Here is a 21,423-nt window from a genome sequence, read left to right as displayed (position 1 = left end):
ACTAATTGATAAACAATTCAAATGTTAATAACGTTCATTGCTTTGTGATATTAAAGAAAAAAGTTTTAAGTCATCTTTTGTTGTAATTTTAAAATTAAATGCAGAACCTTCAACAATTTTAACTTTGTAACCTGCATTTTTTAGTATCATAGATTCATCTGTTCCAATGAATTTATCTTTTTCTGCTTTTTTCATAGATTCATAAAAAATTTTATACTGGAAAACTTGTGGAGTTTGAACATAATAAATTTCTTTTCTATCGATGTAATCTTCTACGAATTCATTACCTTTAACCAGTGTATCTTTTGCTTTGATAGCTACAATTGAACTCCCATATTGGGTTGCTGTTTTAATTGCATTTTCTAAAACAGAAAGTGGCAGTAATGGTCTTACTGCATCATGAACTATAATTAAATCATCATCATTTGCAATTATAGATTTTACAGCATTAAATACAGAAAATTGTCTTTCCCTTCCTCCTTCAACTATTTTAGTAATTTTTGTAAAAGAATATCTTAATTTAATATGATTTAATAGTTCAAAGTAATCTTTCTGTGAAGCTATAATTATTTCATCTACCAGATTACATTTTTGAAATACATCAATAGTATAAGCGATTATTTCTTTATCATTAATAGATAAAAATTGTTTTGGAATTTCAGAATTAATTCTTAATCCTTTTCCACCAGCAGGTATAATTGCGAAAGTTTTCATGTTATTTTTTTGTTTACTTTAAAAGAAAAAACCCCAAATTCTAAACTACTATGTTTAAAATTTGGGGTTAAGAAAAATTAAAGAATTAACATAGCATCTCCGTAGCTTAAGAATCGATATCCTTCTTTAATAGCTTTTTTATATGCTTTCATAACAAAATCGTAACCAGCAAATGCTGCAACAAGCATTAGTAAAGTTGATTCTGGTGCATGAAAATTTGTAATAAGTTTTTTTGTTATCTTAAAATCATAAGGTGGAAAGATAAATTTGTCTGTCCAACCAGCATTGGGTTTTGAGAATCCATCTGCTGTTACGCTGCTTTCTAATGCACGACATGTGCTTGTTCCAACCACAAAAACATTTTTCTTTTCCCGTAATGCTGTGTTAATTACATTAGCGGTTTCTTCTGGTATTTCGTAGTATTCAGAATCCATTCGATGTTTGGTTAAATCTTCTACTTCAACTGGTCTGAATGTACCAAGACCAATATGAAGAATTACAGGGACAAATTTAATTCCTTTCTTTTCAATTTTTTTAACGAGTTGAGGAGTAAAATGTAACCCAGCAGTTGGTGCAGCAACAGAGCCATCAACCTCAGCAAAAATTGTTTGATAATTTTCCCTGTCTTCTTCAGTAGGCTCACGTTTAATGTATGGAGGAAGGGGAGTGGTTCCAATTTTTTCAATTGCTTTGTAAATATCACCTGCATCTTCATTAAAACGAACTGTTCTACCGCGCGATGTTGTATTATCTATTACTTCACACCAGAGATTATCATTAAAATAGATTCGATTCCCAATTCTTACTTTTCTTGCTGGGTCTACAATTACATCCCATATATTTTCTTCTTTATTTAATTCTCTGAGAACAAACACTTCAATTTTAGCATTAGTTCTTTCTTTTTTACCAATTAATCTTGCTTGCATTACTTTTGTTTTGTTGACAACAACCACATCTCCTTTTTCCATGTAGTCGATTATGTCAGAGAATATCTTATTCTCTATCTCTCCTGTAGCTCTGTTTAATACCATTAATTTAGCTTTATCGCGCGGAGAAACAGGAAACTTAGCTATTGCAGTTTTGGGCAAGTTGTATTTAAAATCCGATAGCTTCATTTACTCTCCTCTTTACTCCTTAGTCATTTTGTTTATTAAATATATGCGGCGCAGAATTTAATTCTGCGCGCACTGTAATTAATTATTTCTTTTTTGATTTTGTTGATTTCTTAACAGCCTTTTTAGAAGACTTTGCAGCAATCATTTCTTTTGCAACTGCTTGAGCTGCTGCTAAACGAGCAATTGGTACTCTAAATGGCGAGCAACTTACATAATCCAGGCCAATTCTATGACAGAACTCAACAGATTTTGCTTCGCCACCGTGTTCACCGCAAATACCAATTTTCAAATCAGGGCGTGTTGCTCTTCCACCTTCAACTGCAATTTTCATTAATGTACCAATTCCTTCCTGATCAATTGATTGGAATGGATCTTCAGGAAGAATTTTCTTTTCAAGATAATCTGGTAAGAACCCACCAATATCATCTCGGGAAAATCCAAATCCCATTTGTGTTAAATCGTTAGTTCCAAAAGAGAAGAATTGAGCATATTCAGCAATTTTATTTGCAGTTAAAGCTGCTCTCGGAATTTCAATCATTGTTCCAGTTAAATGTGGAATTTTCTTTAATCCAAATTTTTCAGATACTTCAGTATGAACTTTGTTAATAATATCATATTGATGTTTAAGTTCTTTAACATCACAAACAACTGGAATCATAATTTCTGGGAAAGGCTTCTTACCTTCTTTAATTAATTCAGCAGCTGCTTCAAAGATTGCTCTAACCTGCATTTCTGTAATTTCAGGATATGTAATTCCAAGACGAACACCACGATGTCCCATCATTGGATTATTTTCGTGTAATGAATCTGCGCGTGCGTTTAATTCGTCAAGTGTGATTCCAAGACTTTCAGCTAATTTAGCTCTTTCATCCTGACGATTTGGAACGAATTCATGTAATGGTGGGTCGAGAGTTCTTATTGTAACACCAAATCCGTCCATTGCTTCGAGTGTTCCTTTGATATCACTTTTTACAAATGGGAATAATTCGTCGAGTGCTTTTCTTCTTTCTTCTTCTGTTTTGGATACAATCATTTTACGAAGAATGAATAATGGTTGCTCAGAATTTTTGCCGTAGAACATATGTTCGGTTCTGAACAATCCAATTCCTTCGGCACCGAAAGCTCTTGCTTTAGCTGCATCTTCTGGTGTATCCGCATTTGTTCTTACTTTTAATTTTCTTATCTGGTCACATAATTTCATAAATGCTTGAAAATCTGGATTTTCTTCTGCAGCTTTTACCATCGGAAGTTCGCCGAGGTAAACAACACCTTTTGAACCGTTAAGAGTAAGCCAATCACCTTCTTTAACAGTATGTTCTCCAACTGTAAAATATTTTTCTTGATAGTTAATTTTAATTGAGCCTGCACCAACTATACAACATTTACCCCAACCGCGTGCGACAAGCGCAGCGTGTGAAGTCATTCCACCGCGGGCAGTTAAAATTGCCTGTGCAGCTCGCATTCCTTCAATATCTTCTGGATTTGTTTCTTCTCTTACAAGAATTACCTTTTTACCTTGTTTAGTCCATTCAACTGCATCAGTAGCAGAGAATACAACCTGACCACTTGCACCACCAGGTCCAGCTGGCAATCCTTTAGCGATTGCAGTAGCATTTAGTTCTGCTTTTGGATCAATTATTGGATGAAGAAGTTCATCTAATTGTGATGGATTAACCCTTAAAATAGCTTCTTCCTTAGTTATTAATTTCTCTTTGTACATGTCAAGTGCTATTTTAACTGCAGCAGGACCATTTCTCTTACCAACACGGCATTGAAGCATATACAGCTTACCTTCTTGAATTGTGAACTCAATATCAAGCATATCACGATAATGTTTTTCAAGAATTTTCTGAATTCTATTGAGTTCTTTATATGTTTCAGGCATTGCTTTTTCGAGTGAAGGTAGATGTGCATTATGCTCAGATTTACCAACTTCATTAATTGGATTTGGGGTTCTTATACCAGCAACAACATCTTCGCCTTGTGCATTTGGTAACCATTCGCCATAAAAATATTTTTCACCTGTTGCAGGATTACGGGTAAATGCAACTCCTGTTGCTGATGTATCGCCCATATTTCCAAATACCATTGATTGAACATTTACTGCGGTTCCCCAGTCATCTGGAATTCCTTCAAATCTTCTGTATGCAACAGCTCTTTTCCCCATCCAGCTCTGGAATACTGCTCCAATTGCACCCCATAACTGTTCCATTGGATCTTCGGGGAATGGTTTGCCAAGAACTTCAAGAACTTTTGCTTTATAAATTTCTACTAATTCTTTTAAGTCATCAGCAGTTAATTCAGTATCATTCTTGTATCCTTTAGCTTCTTTCATTTTATGAAGTTCAGCTTCAAGTTGTTGACGAACACCTTTTCCTTCTTCAGGTTCAATACCGGCTGCTTTTTCCATAACAACATCAGAGTACATTTGGATAAGGCGGCGGTGTGAATCATAAACAAATCGAGGATTATTTGTTTTCTTGATTAATCCTTCTCTAGTTTCATTATTTAATCCGACATTTAATATAGTTTCCATCATTCCTGGCATTGATGCTCTTGCACCTGAACGAACAGAAACAAGCAGTGGATTATTTTTGTCGCCAAATTTAGCACCCATTTCTTTTTCTACTTTTGCGAGTGCTTCTTTGACTTGCTTTTCTAATTCTTTTGGATATTTTTTATTGTTTTTGTAATAAGCAGTACAAACTTCGGTTGTAATTGTGAAACCAGCAGGAACCGGTAAACCAATGTTTACCATTTCTGCAAGGTTTGCACCTTTACCACCTAAAAGTTCTTTCATATCTGCTCTACCTTCGGCTTTTTTGCCGCCGAAATAATAAACATACTTTGGCGTTTTTGATTTTGCCATTGCGTTACCTCCAATTAATTAAGTTAACGATTCTGTAGTTATAGTGTCTTTTTTATTTATTGTGTTGAGAATTAATTCTTCAAAGTCTTCCTGATTTTCAAGTTTTAATTCTATCTTTAGATAATAAATATCTATGTCATCCAAATCCTTAGAAAATTTTGTAAGCTTAACTGCATCTTTTTGTGTTGTTAAAACAGAATACGCATTAGTTTCATAAAATTTTTTTCGTATGCTCTGAATTTCTTTTAGTGTATAATTTTTATGATCAGGAAAAATCATTTTATTCGTTATATCAATTTCATTATTTTCAAGTACACTTAAAAATGAATATGGTTTTGCAATTCCACACACGACCAGGCTTTTTTGTCCCTTGAATTCATCAAGTGAAAATTCATTGTGAGTTTTTACATCATAAATTCCACTAACTACATAGTATCCGTAAAAGATTTTTTTATTGTTGAAATATTTTAAAAGTCTTGATGGTATCTCTGTTTTCTCTGCAAATTTTCTATTAATAATAACAACATCAGCTCTTGAAATAGAATCAAAAGATTCTCTCATCATTCCAAGAGGTAAAAGTTTTTGTTCGATTTGATTAACTTTAGATAAAAATCTCTGGTCGAAAATTAATATATCAAGATCCCTGTGTAACCATCTATGCTGAAATGCATCATCTAAAATTATCACATTTATAGATGAATCTTTTATCAATCTATTGGCTCCTTCAACTCTTCTTTCGGAAACAGCAGTTGGCAAATTAGTTTCAGATGAAATTAAATACATTTCGTCACCGCATTCATCTACAGTTGTTCTGATTTTTTTTCCATCGGAAACAAATAAATATCCATGTGAACTTCTTCTGTAGCCTCTGCTTAAAATTCCAGCTTGTATTTTGTATTTTTTCATTAAATCAGCAAGAAAAATGACAGTTGGTGTTTTTCCTGAACCTCCAACAGTAATGTTTCCAACTGAAATCACAATTGCATTAACCTTTTTTATTTTGAAAATGCCTTTATCGAACAAATAATTCCTAAGTTTAATAATAAATGCATAAATAAATGTTAACGGTGACAATAATATTCTTATTAGCTTAAGCAAAGTTTTAACACATCCTTTTGCAAATTATTTAATTTATTTTCACAATCTAAAATTAACTTTGATGTTTCTTCATAAGTTAGATTACTATCAACATAAATCGGTTCAGAATATTTAACACATATACGGCTGAAAGGTAAAGGTATTTCAAATCTATCCCAGCTTTTTAAGTTAACTTTTTTATTACATGCAATCCCAATTAAGAACAAAGGGACACTGGTTTTTTTTGCTGCTACAACTGCACCAGCTTTCATTTTATAAATTGGCCCTGTTGGTCCATCGGGCGTTATAGCAAGTGAATAATTTTGCTTTAATAATTCAATCATATCTTCCAGTGCTTGATTACCGCCAATATGACTCGAACCACGAACGACTTTATAACCCCACTTCTCAAGAACATGTGCTAATAAATCTCCATCTTTACTTTTACTGACGAGTGCAGCACAATTTGAATTTTTATGTAAAAACCATCCTGTAATCATGAATCCGTGCCAGAATACAGCTATAAAATTTTGTTTATGCGAAATTAATTTTTCAGAGTTATCACTTTTATAGATTTTTATTTTACATGTTTTTAGAAGAACATTAATTGCAACATCGGCTAAATAAAATCCAATCTTTCTTAAAATTCTTTTTTGAAAATCATTGAGCTTCATTCAAAATAGAGTAAATTATTTTAGCTGCTTTTTCTGATGCTCCTGAGTTTCCTAATTTCGATTTAAGCATCATAAGTTTATCTTTAAGCTCGTTATATTTTTTCTTATCAGATAAAATCTCAAAAGATTTTTCGTAAATATTCTCTGAATTCATTTCAGATTGAATTAATTCTTCTATGACTTTTTCTTCAAGTAAAATATTTACCATTGCTATGCTGTCAATTTGCACAACAAGTCGACCAATTAAGTATGTTAAAAAATTTGTAGCATAAACCACAATAAAAGGCAACTGAAAAAAACCTGCTTCAAGTGTAGAAGTTCCGGATTTTATTATACCAAAATAAGAATATTTTAAAAGATCATAAGTATGCCCCTTTATAATTTTGTAATTTTTATTATTGCTTAAATTATAAAATATGTTTTCGTTGATATTATCTGCACACGCAACCACAATTTGAAGATTGAAATTATCTGCAAGAAGACTTGCAGCTTTAATTGTTTCCGGGAAAATTTTTTTTATCTCGTGTTTTCTGCTACCCGGCAACAATAATAAAATTTCTTTTCCTTTTGTCAGGTTAAATTTTTCGTATAACTCATTTTTAGTAATAAAATTGTAATTTTCAATGTGCTCAATTAATGGATGTCCAACATAAACTGCATTAATTCCATTTTCATTGTATAATTTTTCTTCAAAAGGGAAAACAACAATCATTCTATCGACATATTTTTTTATTTTTTTAATTCTTCTTTTTCCCCAAGCCCATATTTGTGGGGAAATATAATAAATAATTTTTCTTCCAAGTTTTTTGAATTTTTTTGCTATATCAAGATTGAATCCTGGATAATCAATCAAAATTATAATTTTTATTTTTTCTTCAACTACGGTGTTGATTAATTTTTTTTGAACCTGTTTAATAAAAGGTATATGTTTTATTACTTCAACCAATCCAAGGAAAGCCATTTTTTTAATATGAAATAGAGCAATCATCCCGGCGTCAATCATTCTATCGCCACCTATTCCAAGAATTTCTAAAGATGAATCAATATTTTTTAATTTTTTTATTAGAGCAGCACCGTGTAAATCTCCGGATGCTTCGCCAGCTATTATCATTAATTTCTTGTTCAATTTGTTACCACATAAAGAATTATTAATAATAAAATTGTAGCAGAAATTGCCTGCAAAGTTCTTCTTTCTGATTTTAGTCCAGCTTTTAAATTAAAAGGCGGTTGTTCAATATTTGGGTTTTTATATTTTGTAAAAGTTGGAATCCATCTTGGGACCGAATTAAAATAATCTTCGTAATATTTACCAAATTTATTTTTTAAGTAAGCTTCTTCTTCTTTAATTATTGTTTGATATTGCCATAGGAAAAATAGAATTGCAATGATTAATAAATACGGATAAAGTGCCATAGACATAACACCAATTCCTGTATAAATTAAAATATTTCCGAAATAAAGAGGATTTCTTACAAGAGCAAAAGGACCTGATATAACAAGATAAGTTCCACCGACATCTCCAGTGGTTCTTGTTTCACTGCCGGCATAAGATACTCCCCAGAGCCTGAAGAATTCACCAATCAATACTATTATAAAGCCAGTAATCATACTGACAATTGTTGCTTCTTGAAAAATTATCATTAAAATCAAAAATGGAATTGGTGTGTAACTTCTGTATTTAAATATTTTTTTAGCAAAATTTTTCACGATGATTTATCCTTGTATATATATTTCTTTTCTTTTTAATTCAGCTTGATATCTTTTCTTTAATCTTTTTTTCTGTTTTAGTTCTTCAATCTTTTTTATTACATCATTAAAATCTGAATAAAGGAAATATGTAATTCGATTAATTTCACAGTATTTCAATAATGATTTTTTTGCAAAAATATAATCACAATATTGAGCAGGGCACACATCAGAATATCCATCGCCAATATAAATGCTGAATTCATCATCTCCGCTGAAATTAAGAACATGATTTCTTTTGCAATTAGCACATCTTTTGCATTCTTCATCAGTGTAAGGGAAAATTGGAATTAAATTGCCATTGTTATCAAAACTCAACTTATTAGAATAAACTTCTAAATGTGATAGATTTTCTTTCGATAAAATTTTGTTGATATAATAATCAAGTCCGTCACTTAAAATTCTTACTTCGTAATTATTTTCAGCGCAGTATTCAATAAATTTTTTAAAACTGTTATCAATTTCAGAAGACAACAAGAAGTCATCAAATTTATTTATATCAAGATTATTAATTGTTTTGCAAAGCAATTCCCATGATTGACGTGCATTGATTTTTTGGTTAATCCAGTCATTTACAATTTCTTTAGCTTTTTGAGCATCTCCAAATTTCAAAAACATAACTTCGCCAATATCTTCTTTGGTTATTGTTCCATCAAAATCAACAAATATTTTAAAATTTTTTTCTTTCATCTTTCTTAATCCTGATATTCAGGTATTTCTTCGAATCTTACACCAACAAGTTTTGAAATTCCTTCTTCCTGCATTGTAACGCCATACATAGTTTCTGCAGCTTCCATAGTTCTTTTGTTGTGAGTTACAATTATGAATTGTGTATCATTGCTAAATTCTTTTAACAACTTTGTGAACCTGTCAATGTTAGCATCATCAAGAGGTGCATCTACTTCATCAAGAATGCAAAATGGACTTGGTTTGACAAGGTAAATCGCAAAAAGCAAAGCAGTAGCTGTTAATGTTTTTTCTCCACCAGAAAGTAGTTCAATAGAAGTTGGTCGTTTACCTTTTGGTTTTGCAATTATTTCAATTTTAGCTTCGAGGGGGTCCACATTTTCTTCAAGTATTAAATCTGCTTCATCTTCGGGATTAAAAAGTGTCTGAAAAATTTTAATAAAGTTTTTTCTTATCTGCTCAAATGTATCAAGGAAAAGTTTTTGAGCAGTTTCATTAATCTCATGAATTGTTTTGATTAAATCTTTTTCTGATTCAATTAAATCATCTCTCTGTTGATGCAGGAAATCCAATCTTTTCTTTTCTTCTTCATATTCGGAATAAGCAAGAAGGTTTACAGGACCAAGATTTTTAAGTTTTTCTTTTAATTTTTGAACTTCCTGTGCAGTTTCTTCATAGTTGAATGTTTGTAAATCATCAAATTGTTTTAACTCAAGATCTATCGAATAATTTTCTCTTATATGTTGAGCTATGCTTTCAAGTCTATAATTAATTTCATTTTCTTTGATTTCAAGTGAATGAATTTTATCTGAAATTTCCTGACGTTGATTTCTTAATTCTCTTAATTGATTTTCATATTTAGAAGCTTCTGCTTTAATGCTGTGGAGCTCATTTTCAATTTTATTTTCTTCTTCAGTCAAAATGTTTTTTTGAGAAGAAATTTTTTCGAGTTCATTTTTTAGACTATCAATGTAAGTTTTTAGTGATTCTCTTTCTTTTTTATTTGCTAATAAATCGTTCTCTCTTTTTTCGATGCCTTTATGTGTATTTATTATTTCATTTTCATAATGATTGATTGTATTAGATATATTTCTGATTCTTCCTTTAATTCTTTCCAATTCTAATTTTTGTTCATTGTAAGAATTAATCAAAGATGAATATTCTTCTTCAAAAGTTTGAAGAGATATTTCAAATTCGTTAATTCTATTATCAAGATTTTCTCGTTTTTCGTAGAGAAGTGAGAGGTTTTTATTTATTTCTTCAAGCTGATTATCTAAAAGATTTGATTTTTCTGCCAGCTCCTGAATTTCTTTTCTCGATGCTTCAATCTCTTCATCAGATTTTTTCTTTTCGTATTCAAGTTGCGAAATTTGTTTTTCTATATTAGCAATATCATTGGCAATTAATTTTTCTTTGTCACTTAAGTTTTTTAAATCTATTGATGCAATATTTTCTTCCAGCTTAGAAATATCTGATTTGAGTTCTTCGAGCTGTGATTCATGTAAAGGATATTCATTCTTAAGATTTTCAAGAAGTTGTTTTCTACCGAAAATTGTTTCATCTTGTTTTGGTAACGAACCTGCTTCAATAATTCCATTGCTTTGAATAATATCGCCTTCAAGTGTAACAAAACTAAAATCAGGATATTTTTTGAATAGGATCAATGCAGTTTCAAAATCATTAATTATTGCTATTGAAGAAAGCAGTTGTTCGAAATATGATTTCCATTCTGTGGTTGTTTCAACAAAATCTTTAGCCCAGCCAATAAAAGATTTTTCTTTTTCAATCTTTTTAGATTTTTTCTTAAAACTATATTGATTGATTTTATCGAGTAAAGAAAAATTTTTATTGAAGTTACTTTTCAATAAAATAAAAGAAGCTTTTCCGAGGTCATTTTTTTTCAAATATTCAATTGCTGTTTGAAGTTCAGTAATATTGTCGATTATTAAATTGTTGAGTGCAGATTTTAATGCTGCTTCGAGTGCAAAACGATACTGTTCTTTTGTATTTCCAATATCAGCAAAAATATTTTTTTCTTTGTTTGTCCAGCTTTTATATTCAAGGAGAACTTTTGAACCACTTGAAAGTCCTTCGAGATTTGTAATGAGAGTTTGCAAAAAATTAATTTTTTCTTTTAATCCAACTAATAAAGTTTTTTGTTCAATCTCTTTTTCTTTTAGAGAATTTAATTTTTTCTCAAGTTCTTCTTTTTCCTTTTGATGAAGAGCTAATTGTAATCCGGTATCGTTTAATTTTTTTTCTGCTTCTGCTTTTTCATTAGAAAGTTCTTCAATAAATCCTACAGTTTTAGCAATTCTATTTGTAATGTTCGAAATTTTATGATTTAGTTTTTCGATTTGTTCATTATGATTTTTAATTTCTTTTTTAAGAGTATTAGAAATATTTTCCTTATCAGATATTTCTTTCAGTAGAGAATATCTATCTTCATTTAGATTTTTTAATGCATGTCTTTTTTCTTCAAGTAATGCTCTTTTCTCGGAAATTATACTTTCATATTCATTTGCCTGAATATTTTTTTCATTAAGAACATTATTGAGTTCTTCTAACTCCTGCTCGGATTGTTTTTTTGCCTCTGAATATTTTTCAATATTACTTTTTAGCTCTTCGATTTCTTTTTCAATTCTAATTTGATTGTTTGAAAGAGAATTTAACTTTTCCTCCGAAACAGAAAAAGATTTTTGTAATTGATAAAGCTGATTTGAGTATTCAGCAATTTCTAATCTTTTCTTATTTAAATCAGATTCAATTGAATTTATTTGATTGCGATAAACAATTAATTCATTTTCTATTTTTCTAATTTCTTTATCAGTTTCGTCTTTTTGAGATATTAACAAAGAGATTTCATTCGATAGATTTTGTTTTTTTTCATGATAAAGAGCAAATTCTCTCTCTGCTAAATTAAGTTCCTTATCGCGCAAGATTGATTGAATTTGAGTGTATTGGTCGGCGCGTTTTGCCTGTCGTTCTAAAGAACGAACTGTTTTTTCAACCTCAGAAACAATGTCATTTACACGGGTTAGATCTGCTTTTATATCATCTAATTTTTTTAATGATAATCTCCTTCTAAGCTTATATTTATTTACTCCCGCAGCTTCTTCAAATAATCTTCTTCTCTCATCAGCTTTGCTGCTTAAAATTGTCTCAATCATCTTTAATTCTATTACGGAATAAGCATTGGTTCCAATCCCGGTATCCATGAACAAATTAGTTATATCTTTTAATCGGCATATATTTTTGTTAAGCAAATACTCACTTTCTCCAGAACGGAATATTCTTCTGGTGATTGTTATTTCAGAATATTCTGTAGGCAAAATTCCTTTATCATTAACAAGTGTTAAAGAAACTTCTGCCATTCCCATCGGTTTTTTTTCACGAGTTCCGTTGAAGATAACATTTTCCATTTTATCGCTGCGGAGTGTAGTAGTTCTTTGTTCGCCAAGAACCCATCGAATGGCATCAACTATATTGGTTTTACCACATCCATTAGGTCCTACTATTCCAGTAATACCACGATTGAAATTAATTACAGTTCTATTTGCAAACGACTTGAAACCAAATATTTCTAATTTAGATAGAAACAATTTTACCCCGCTATTGCAATATTAAACTATATTGTTCAATAGAATTTTTAATAAAATAAATTGTTGAATTTGTAAGATGAAAATAAAGAATTGTTATCCCTGCTGTAACTATAATAATTGAAATCCCATAGAAGTATATTTTACCAGGATTTACTTCAAACAATACATTAATTCCTTTGAAAATTCTTTGTAGTATCCATAACATTATAAATATAATAAAAGCAAGTATATAAATATTAAATTCGTTCATCAACAAAATTTTGTAAAGGATTAATTCCACAGGAAGAATTAATACAAACGGGAAATATGACCAGATAACACTGTAATATATACTTGAAAAGTCCACTTTTGTTTTAATGAATAATGAAGCAATTTTTATTATGAAACTTATAGCGAGAATTTTCAAAAAGAATAGAATGAAGAAATAAAGAAAACATTCTTCCGGATTCCAAGCAAGATAACTTACAGAATTGATTAACCATTTATCGCCAAACGATAGTAAGATTTTTTCTAAAAGAATATTAGTTCTAAAATAATAAAGCAGAATAGTAAACAGTAAAGACATTGAACCAATTTCAATAAACATTAGTATTATTGTAAAAACACTTGATAAAATTCTGTGGTCTCTTAAATCAGCAAAGAAATTATAAGGTCTGAATAATGCTCTTGTGCAGTCCTCTTTAAATTTTTTTCTCGAATTAATTAATACTCCAAAAATCAACGATAATCCAAGAGCAATAAAAATGAAAAATAATTTATTATCACTTTTACTGATGCCAATTGGTATTGTAACTTTTTGCTTGTTATTCTGCAGTGCTTCAACTACTCTGTATGGCAAACTATTTACTTTGCTTATGTTTTCGGTCAATCCAAGTTTATAATAATTATTACTGCCGCCATAGAGCGAATGAAAATTTCCGGAATAATTAAAAATACTGTTTATGAAATATCCTCTGAAATTTGTTTTTGAAATGGCTTCAATAAATTTTTCAAAGTATTTCCCCTGTGCTTCAGAAGAGTTTTTAACAAGATAGCCTGAAGAGCTTCCAATGTAGTTTGGATAATTAACTTCGCATATAAAATATTTACTTGAAAGATTGCCCAGCTTCTCTTCAATCTGTAAAATATTTTCAGGTGGATAAGAATAAAGTTCGATGCCAAGTAAGTTTATATTAAATTGATTATTTGAAGGAATTCCAACAAACGATGCATAAGTAAAAAATTTTTTATCTATACTTTCCGATAAATTATTAATAAAATTTTTTGTGGCATATGAATTTGGCAAATATGAACTGCCAAAACCAAAAATTATTGTATTTGAGTATTTTCTGTATTCATTAACCAATTCTTTTAATGTATTTTCCGCTCGGTTTTGAAATTCTTTCTCTGATAAAATTTCATCAGGGACTGAATTTAGTGGTAATTCTACTAAAGCAATTAATCCTAACCGTTGACAATATTTTAATGCATATGGATTCGGAAAAGCTTTAGCAAATCTTACAGCATTAAATCCAGAATTTTTTATGAGCGTTAAATCATTTCTAATTTTTTCATAAACTGTAATTTTATTTAATTCAGCTTCATTAAGGTAGTATGTAGTCCCTCTGAAAGAAAATGGTAAATTGTTCAAGTATAAATTGTCATTACATTTCAAATTAAAAATTCCGATTTCTCGATTAACCTCATCAATTAATTGATTACCAGAATATAAACTCATATTAAAGATATACAAATTGGGATTCCCAGGTGACCATAAAACAGGATTTTGAATTGTGAATGGAAATTGTCTTTTAATTTCAGTTCTATCGTTTATAACAAAACTGAATTTTTGGGCAACTGCGGAAAAATTTTTTGGTCTTACATTAATTTCAACTCGAAGCTCATCGTTTTTATCTGTTGATGGATTTATTAATCGGATATTTTTAATGATTACATCGGCATTGACATAAACGGCATTTTGTTTTTCGGGGAATGAGAAAAAATAATTGGTTTCTGATAAATATGTATTGGGTATGAACTCTAAAAATACATCTCTTAAAATGCCAGCAGAAATTTTGGGGAATAAAAATCCAGATTTTAAAGGAATTGTAATTTCATTATCATAGTAAGAAATAACCTTTAACGAAACTAAATTTTCAGCATCAGCTTTTATAACATCTTTAGGAAGTTCTATCTCGAATGGAATTTCAGCCCCAAATTTTTTTATTATGTTGAATTTATTGATTGAAATCTCAATGGAATTAAATATGCCAAAAAAACAAATTTTTATTGTGTTTTTTTGGTATTCATCTTTAGAAATAAAAAATTTCTTTTCAAAAATTAAAGATTGTGAACCTTCAAAAGAGCAGGGTAGCGAAATCGTAATTTTTTTTGCTGAATTATCTTCTGTAAATACATTCCAGTTTTCATTAAATAATATAAATCTTCTGGTACTGGAAACATCATAATAAATTGAATCTTTAACAGTTTCTGAAAGAAGAGATTTAATCTTAATTTCAGAAAAGGAATTTTTATAAATTATTATTAAAGTTAAAAGAAGGAATAAAATTTTTGATTTTATATTCATTTTTTACAAATGTTGTAAAATAAACCTCTAAATATATAAAAAATGAGAGGGCATATCAATTTGATAGGAAAGTATAAAAAAGTCCGCTATTGAGCGGACTCAATAATTTTAATAAATGAATCTGCTTTCAGACAGGCACCACCAACCAAAGCACCGTCAATATCTGGTTGCAACATTAAATCTTTTGAATTTTCTGGTTTAACACTTCCACCATACTGAATTATTAGTTTTTCAGCAAATTCTTTTGAATAAATTTGTGTTATTAATTCACGAATAAATTTATGCACTTCTTCAGCTTGTTCAGGAGTAGCATTTCTGCCTGTTCCAATAGCCCAAACGGGTTCATATGCAATAATTAAATTTTTTAGTTCATCTTCTGTTAAGTCAGCCAGCCCTTCACGAATTTGAGTTTCAACTACTTTAAAAGTTTCACCTTTTTCTCTTTCCTCTAAAGTTTCTCCAATACAAAAAATTGGTTTTAAGCCACTTGCAACTGCCGATTTAATTTTCTTATTAATTAATTGATTTGATTCGAGAAATATTGTTCTTCTTTCTGAGTGTCCAAGTATAACATATTCGCAGCCAACGCTTTTAAGCATCAGGGGAGAAATTTCACCTGTAAAAGCTCCACTTGTTTCAAAATACATATTTTGTGCACCTAATTTAATAGGAGTGTCTTTAATAAGAACATTTGCAGTTTCAAGTGAAGTAAAGGGAGGACAAATTATAACTTCTACATTGAGATTCTTTTGATTTAATCCTTTTTTGATTTCATTAATTAAAGTAACTGAAGAGTTGATATCGTTGTTCATTTTCCAGTTACCAGCAACTACTTTTGTACGCATTTTTACTCTCTAATTTATTATTGGATAAGAATATTCAGCTTACAGCTTCAACTCTGCGAATCCCAGGAACTTCACGAATCAATGCTCGTTCGACCCCTGCTCTTAATGTCATTTGAGACATTGGGCAATCAATACATGCTCCAGTTAATTTAACTTCAACAATTCCTTCTGGTGTAACATTTACTAATTCAACATCGCCGCCATCAGCTTTAAGATAAGGCCGAATTGTTTCCAGTGCTTTTTCAACCTTCTCTTTTAAAGTATCGTTTTTGAGTGTATCACTCATAATTACCTCAATTAAATTAATTTCCTAAAACTATTTCGATTTTAGGATTATTTGCTGAATAATTATTTATACTAATTTGTGCTGCAAGGTTCTTGCTAATTTCAAATATCTTTTTTGCTTCTTCAGATTCTGGGTCGGAGTAAACTATTGGTTTACCGAAATCACCACTAACACGAATATTTGGATTGATTGGTATTTGTCCAAGTAAAGGCACAGAAAGTTCTTTAGATAATTTTTCACCTCCACCATTTCCGAAAATATCATATTTTTTACCTGAATCGGGAGCTATGAAATAACTCATATTTTCAATTATTCCAAATATAGGAACATTTACACGTTGAAACATACGCATTGCCTTTTTTACATCAATGAGTGATACATCTTGAGGAGTAGTAACAACAATAGCTCCAGTTAAAGGGATTGTTTGAACAAGTGTTAGTTGAATGTCGCCTGTTCCTGGGGGTAAGTCAAAAATTAAATAGTCAAGCTCATCCCAGTTTACATCTGACATGAATTGTTTAATTGCACCGCTTGCCATCGGTCCTCGCCAGATTACAGGTGCATCTTCATCAATAAAAAATCCGATTGAAATTACTTTTATACCATAGATTTCAAGAGGAAGCATTTTCCCGGTTAATGTATCCTGATAAATTTGAGGTTTACTATTAATTCCCAGCATTAAAGGTATACTTGGACCATAAATATCTGCATCAATTAAACCAACCTTAGCTCCAAGTTTTGATAAAGCAACAGCAACATTAACTGCGACAGTGCTTTTGCCGACGCCCCCTTTTCCGCTTGCAACTGCAATTGTATTTTTTACTCCAGGCAAAATAGAGTCTTTATTTATCATTTTTGATTGAACATTTGAACTCATATTCACTGTTACTTTTTCAACTGAAGGGAAAGTTTTTTTAATTTCATCAATACAATCCTGTTTAATCTTGTCTTTTAAAGGGCAGGCAGGTGTTGTAAGCTGAATGTCTATGTAAATCTCGGAATCATTAATTTTGATTTCTTTTACCATATTTAGACTTACGATATCTCGATGCAAATCCGGGTCAATTACATTCCTTAAAGCGGTTTTAATATTATCTATGCTTAAATTCATAAATGCTCCATTATTTAAACACAAAAATAATAATTTATTTAGTCACTACCTATTGAACGATAAAAATTTCAATATGGTTCATAATTATTAATTGGAATTAACAATACCAAAATCATCAGCATATGTAAAAATATAGTTTAATAAACTTGAATATATATTTAAGTTTACTTAACTTTATTACAAAAATAAGCTTAATTATGTCAACAATATCAAAAGAAAATTATTTAAAGTTGATTTATACTCACAGCATTGAAGGGGAAAGTGCTGCTACTTCTAAAATTGCAGAAAGACTTTCGATATCAAATTCTGCAATAAGTGATATGGCCAAGAAGCTTGCTAACGAAGGTTTAATTTCTTATACAAAGTATAAAGGTATGCGACTTACAAAGGAAGGGAAAAAAGCTGCACTTAAAGTTATAAGAAAGCACAGAATCTGGGAAATGTTTTTATTAGAGGTTCTTAAAATTCCATGGAGTGAAGTTCATGAAGAAGCAGAAAAACTTGAGCATAATACCTCCGATTATTTGATTGATAAGATTGATGAATTTCTTGGATATCCAGAATTAGACCCTCATGGGCATCCAATCCCTCGAAAGGATGGAACGCTTCCTAAAATTTCTAAATTAATTCCTATGAATTCATGTGAAATTGGAAAAATTTATGAAATTGCTCAAGTTGATGATACAGACAACAGACTTATCAAATATTTAACTAAAATTGGTTTAGTGCTTAATACTCCTTTTGAAGTTTTTGATATTGTTTCTTTCGATAAATCAATGATAATTAAATTTAGCGGGAAAACAGTAACTGTTAGTGAAAAGATTGCAAAGAATGTTATGGTAAGATTTATAAAAAAGGCGAGGTAGATTTTATGAATATTATGATTTTCTTAATAATCGGTTTAGTAATAATTTTTCTTTTTAGAAAAAAGATAGTAGACAGATTTATAAAAATTAAAAAGCAGAAAGAAAAAATTTTAATAGAGGATACACTCAAACATCTTTATGATGGTGAATATAATTCTTATTTCTGTACAATTGACAGCATAAGCAAGATTTTATCGCTAAAGAGAGAAGATGCAAAAAAACTAATTAATCGACTTGAAGAACTAAACTTAATAAAAAGTAAAGAAGGTATTATTTCATTAACAGATTCTGGAAGGGATAATGCACTTAAGGTTATTCGAATTCACAGATTGCTTGAAAGATACTTCGCAGAAAAAACAAGTATTGATGGAACACAATGGCATAAATTAGCAGAAGAGAAAGAACATGAAATAAAAATTGAAGAAGTAAATAAAATTGCAGTTGAACTTGGTAATCCTTTAATTGACCCACACGGAGACCCAATTCCAACTGAAAATGGAATAATTCATAAAGAAAAAAGCAAATTACTTAATGAACTAAAAGAAAACACATTTGCTCAGATTATTCATATTGAGGATGAACCCAAAGAAATTTTTTCTGCATTAACTGCATATCGAATTTATCCGGGAATGCAATTGCATGTACTTAAGAATTCTGGTAATGATATCTTAATAGAAACAGAAGGCAGGAAAATTTTATTAAACTTTACAGAAGCAAAAAATATCAGTGTAAAAGAAATTGAAGAAGAAATTTTTGTTAAAGAATCAATTAAGCCATTATCAGAATTAAAAGTTGGAGAGACAGCGGTTATTTCGAGTTTATCAGGAGTATTGAGAGGTCAACAAAGAAGGAGATTATTAGATTTAGGAATTGTTCCGGGCACAAAAATCAAAGCTGTGCTTGAAAGCATTGGTAAAGACCCCGTTGCATATGAAGTAAGAGATACATTAATAGCACTACGTAAAAATCAATCTGATTATATTTTTATTAAAGAGGTAAATTGAAATGGAAAAAGAATTAGATAAAAATTGTGCTAATTGTCCCGCTCATAATTTGAATCATCTTATTAAGCTTGGAATTGATATGACTGATTATGATTATGTTGTTGCTCTGGCAGGAAATCCAAATACTGGTAAAAGCACAGTATTTAATAACCTTACTGGATTAAAACAGCATACTGGAAATTGGCCTGGTAAAACTGTAAGCAGAGCAGAAGGTGGCTTTATTTATGCGAATAAACGCTTTAAAATTGTTGATTTGCCAGGAACTTATTCTCTGCTTTCAACAAGTACAGATGAAGAAATTGCTCGTGATTTTATTTTGTTTGGTCAACCTGATGTAACTGTGATTGTTGTGGATGCAACAAGATTGGAACGAAATCTTAATCTTGTTCTCCAGGTTTTAGAAATTACTGATAGAGCTGTATTGTGTTTGAATTTAATAGATGAAGCAGAACGTCACGGCATTCAAATTGACGATAGATTATTATCAAAAAAATTGGGAATACCTGTAATACCAGCAGCTGCAAGGGAAAAAATTGGCATTTCTGAATTATTAAAAATGATTTATGAAGTTGCTGCAGGAAATTATGTTTGCAGACCATTCAGGGTAACAAATGATTTTCATAAACTTACACATGCAGTAGAGGAACTTGATAAAAAACTTCAAGAATTATTTCCCAACATTAATAATACAAGATGGATTGCATTACGTTTACTTGAAGGAGACCAAAGAATTATTGATGCAGTTCGTTCAGGTGAAATAGGAACCATAAAGCTATCAGAAAATATTTCAGTATAAACATGGAGTGAATTGATTATGGATAAAGAAAATTTAATTGAAACTGCAAATAAGCTTAGATGGCAATTTGGAGATGGATTGCATGATTTAATTATAGAATCTATTTACAAAAATGCAGAAGAAATTGCTCAAAAAGTTATATCTAAAAAAGGAGATAAGCAAAAATTTGACTTTGATAGATTCATAGACAAAATTGTTACAAGTAAATGGACTGGTTTCCCAATAATGTTTTTGCTTCTTGCATTTGTATTTTGGCTTACGGTTGTAGGGGCAAATTATCCATCAAAATTGATTTCTTTGTTACTCGTTGACACAGTCCATCCTTTCCTTAAAGGAATAGCGTTCGATTTACATTTTCCATGGTGGCTAAGCGGGGTATTAATTGATGGAGCTTATCTTGCAATGGCTTGGGTAGTTAGTGTTATGCTTCCGCCAATGGCAATATTTTTCCCTTTGTTTACTTTTTTGGAAGATTTTGGTTTTTTGCCAAGAGTTGCATTTAATATGGATAGTCTTTACAAAAAAGTAGGAGCTCATGGAAAACAAGCGTTGACAATGAGTATGGGTTTTGGCTGCAATGCTGCAGGTGTAATAGCAACCAGAATAATTGATAGTCCTCGTGAAAGATTAATAGCAATAATTACAAATAATTTTTCTCTATGTAATGGGAGATGGCCAACACAAATTTTAATTGCTTCTATTTTTTTAGGAAGTCTAGCGCCCCCTTATTTAGCAGGATTAATTTCAGCTGCTTCTGTTGTAGGTATTGCAATATTAGGAATTGTTTTTAGTTTGATTGTCTCATGGTTTTTATCGAGAACAATCTTAAAAGGAGAAGCATCTGCCTTCAGTCTGGAATTACCTCCATATCGTCCTCCCAAAATTTTACAAATTCTTTATACATCATTGATTGATAGAACTATATTTGTTTTGTGGAGAGCAGTAGTTTTTGCATTGCCTGCCGGGGCAGTAATTTGGCTTGTAGCAAATATTAATATAAATAATATCAGTCTGGCAGAACATTTTATTAACTGGATTAATCCGGCAGCTGTTTTGATTGGATTAAATGGTGTAATTATTCTTGCATATATTATTGCAATACCTGCAAACGAGATTGTAATACCCACAGTATTGATGCTTACAGTATTAACAACAAAAATTTCAGGTGTAGGTGCAGGAGCGGGTGTTATGTTTGAACTGGAAAATATTTCTGATGTAGCTGCTTTATTACAAGCGGGTGGCTGGACCACTTTAACAGGAATTAATTTGATGCTATTTAGTTTACTTCATAATCCTTGTTCAACGACAATATTTACAATCTATAAAGAAACGAATAGCATTAAGTGGGCATTAATTTCTACCTTTCTTCCAATTATTTTAGGAATCTCAGTTTGTTTTATTGTTACAAGAATTTGGTTCTTATTTGGATAAGTTTTAATGATTCGTTTGGATACCTAATTACTTT

15 protein-coding genes and 1 pseudogene are annotated in these 21,423 nt (G+C 30.5%); 3 read left to right on the top strand and 13 right to left on the bottom strand.

What is annotated here, in order from left to right:
• Nucleotides 1-24: 24 nt before the first annotated feature.
• From ispD to apbC, 13 genes are all read right to left on the bottom strand, one after another.
• Nucleotides 25-714 carry a 2-C-methyl-D-erythritol 4-phosphate cytidylyltransferase gene (gene ispD, locus VJY32_RS11430; protein WP_353678048.1) on the bottom strand — a complete coding sequence of 230 codons (690 nt, stop codon included), beginning with the start codon at nt 712-714 and terminating at the stop codon, nt 25-27.
• A gap of 77 nt (nt 715-791) precedes the next feature.
• Nucleotides 792-1,829, bottom strand: a complete 1,038-nt coding sequence (gene queA / locus VJY32_RS11425) for a tRNA preQ1(34) S-adenosylmethionine ribosyltransferase-isomerase QueA (protein WP_353678047.1) — start codon at nt 1,827-1,829, stop codon at nt 792-794.
• Nucleotides 1,830-1,911: 82 nt separating this feature from the next.
• A complete protein-coding gene (gene ppdK / locus VJY32_RS11420) occupies nt 1,912-4,698 on the bottom strand; it encodes a pyruvate, phosphate dikinase (protein WP_353678046.1) in 2,787 nt (928 codons plus the stop codon).
• A gap of 18 nt (nt 4,699-4,716) precedes the next feature.
• Nucleotides 4,717-5,796, bottom strand: coding sequence for a tetraacyldisaccharide 4'-kinase (lpxK, locus tag VJY32_RS11415; protein ID WP_353678045.1), 1,080 nt, complete (start codon nt 5,794-5,796; stop codon nt 4,717-4,719).
• Nucleotides 5,784-6,449, bottom strand: a complete 666-nt coding sequence (locus VJY32_RS11410) for a lysophospholipid acyltransferase family protein (protein ID WP_353678044.1) — start codon at nt 6,447-6,449, stop codon at nt 5,784-5,786. Before VJY32_RS11410 ends, lpxK begins: the two co-directional genes overlap by 13 nt.
• The gene (gene lpxB / locus VJY32_RS11405) at nt 6,436-7,575 is read right to left on the bottom strand and encodes a lipid-A-disaccharide synthase (RefSeq protein WP_353678043.1); all 1,140 of its coding nucleotides are present in this window, start codon (nt 7,573-7,575) and stop codon (nt 6,436-6,438) included. The genes VJY32_RS11410 and lpxB overlap by 14 nt, the downstream gene beginning before the upstream one ends.
• Entirely contained in the window at nt 7,572-8,156 is a 585-nt protein-coding gene (locus VJY32_RS11400) for a methyltransferase family protein (protein ID WP_353678042.1), read from the bottom strand. Before VJY32_RS11400 ends, lpxB begins: the two co-directional genes overlap by 4 nt.
• A 6-nt stretch (nt 8,157-8,162) precedes the next feature.
• Nucleotides 8,163-8,885 (bottom strand): MtnX-like HAD-IB family phosphatase, encoded by a 723-nt coding sequence (locus VJY32_RS11395; protein ID WP_353678041.1) that lies wholly within the window; start codon nt 8,883-8,885, stop codon nt 8,163-8,165.
• 5 nt (nt 8,886-8,890) lie between these two features.
• Complete coding sequence (smc, locus tag VJY32_RS11390) at nt 8,891-12,484, bottom strand: chromosome segregation protein SMC (protein ID WP_353678040.1); 3,594 nt, start codon at nt 12,482-12,484, stop codon at nt 8,891-8,893.
• A 10-nt stretch (nt 12,485-12,494) separates the two neighbouring features.
• On the bottom strand, nt 12,495-15,050 hold the full coding sequence (locus tag VJY32_RS11385; protein WP_353678039.1) for a glycoside hydrolase family 2 TIM barrel-domain containing protein: 2,556 nt from the start codon (nt 15,048-15,050) through the stop codon (nt 12,495-12,497).
• An 86-nt stretch (nt 15,051-15,136) separates the two neighbouring features.
• A complete protein-coding gene (gene tpiA, locus VJY32_RS11380; protein WP_353678038.1) occupies nt 15,137-15,895 on the bottom strand; it encodes a triose-phosphate isomerase in 759 nt (252 codons plus the stop codon).
• 34 nt (nt 15,896-15,929) lie between these two features.
• Nucleotides 15,930-16,181: a NifU family protein gene (locus VJY32_RS11375; protein ID WP_353678037.1), complete on the bottom strand. Its 252-nt coding sequence runs from the start codon at nt 16,179-16,181 to the stop codon at nt 15,930-15,932.
• 16 nt (nt 16,182-16,197) lie between these two features.
• Nucleotides 16,198-17,292, bottom strand: a complete 1,095-nt coding sequence (gene apbC / locus VJY32_RS11370) for an iron-sulfur cluster carrier protein ApbC (RefSeq protein WP_353678036.1) — start codon at nt 17,290-17,292, stop codon at nt 16,198-16,200.
• Nucleotides 17,293-17,489: 197 nt separating this feature from the next.
• On the opposite strand from apbC, the gene VJY32_RS11365 reads away from it, so the two are divergent.
• The 3 genes and pseudogenes from VJY32_RS11365 (at nt 17,490) to feoB (ending at nt 21,389) form a co-directional block, all read left to right on the top strand.
• Nucleotides 17,490-18,158 carry a metal-dependent transcriptional regulator gene (locus tag VJY32_RS11365; protein WP_353678035.1) on the top strand — a complete coding sequence of 223 codons (669 nt, stop codon included), beginning with the start codon at nt 17,490-17,492 and terminating at the stop codon, nt 18,156-18,158.
• A gap of 5 nt (nt 18,159-18,163) precedes the next feature.
• A complete protein-coding gene (locus VJY32_RS11360) occupies nt 18,164-19,162 on the top strand; it encodes a metal-dependent transcriptional regulator (protein WP_353678034.1) in 999 nt (332 codons plus the stop codon).
• 1 nt (nt 19,163) lies between these two features.
• Nucleotides 19,164-21,389, top strand: a pseudogene (gene feoB, locus VJY32_RS11355) (ferrous iron transport protein B).
• The last annotated feature ends 34 nt before the right edge of the window (nt 21,390-21,423 follow it).

Source organism: Rosettibacter primus, from assembly GCF_036860675.1.
GTDB classification, from domain to species: domain Bacteria; phylum Bacteroidota; class Ignavibacteria; order Ignavibacteriales; family Melioribacteraceae; genus Rosettibacter; species Rosettibacter primus.
Note: the sequence above shows the minus strand (reverse complement) of the source record. Positions and strands in the feature narration are given on the sequence as shown.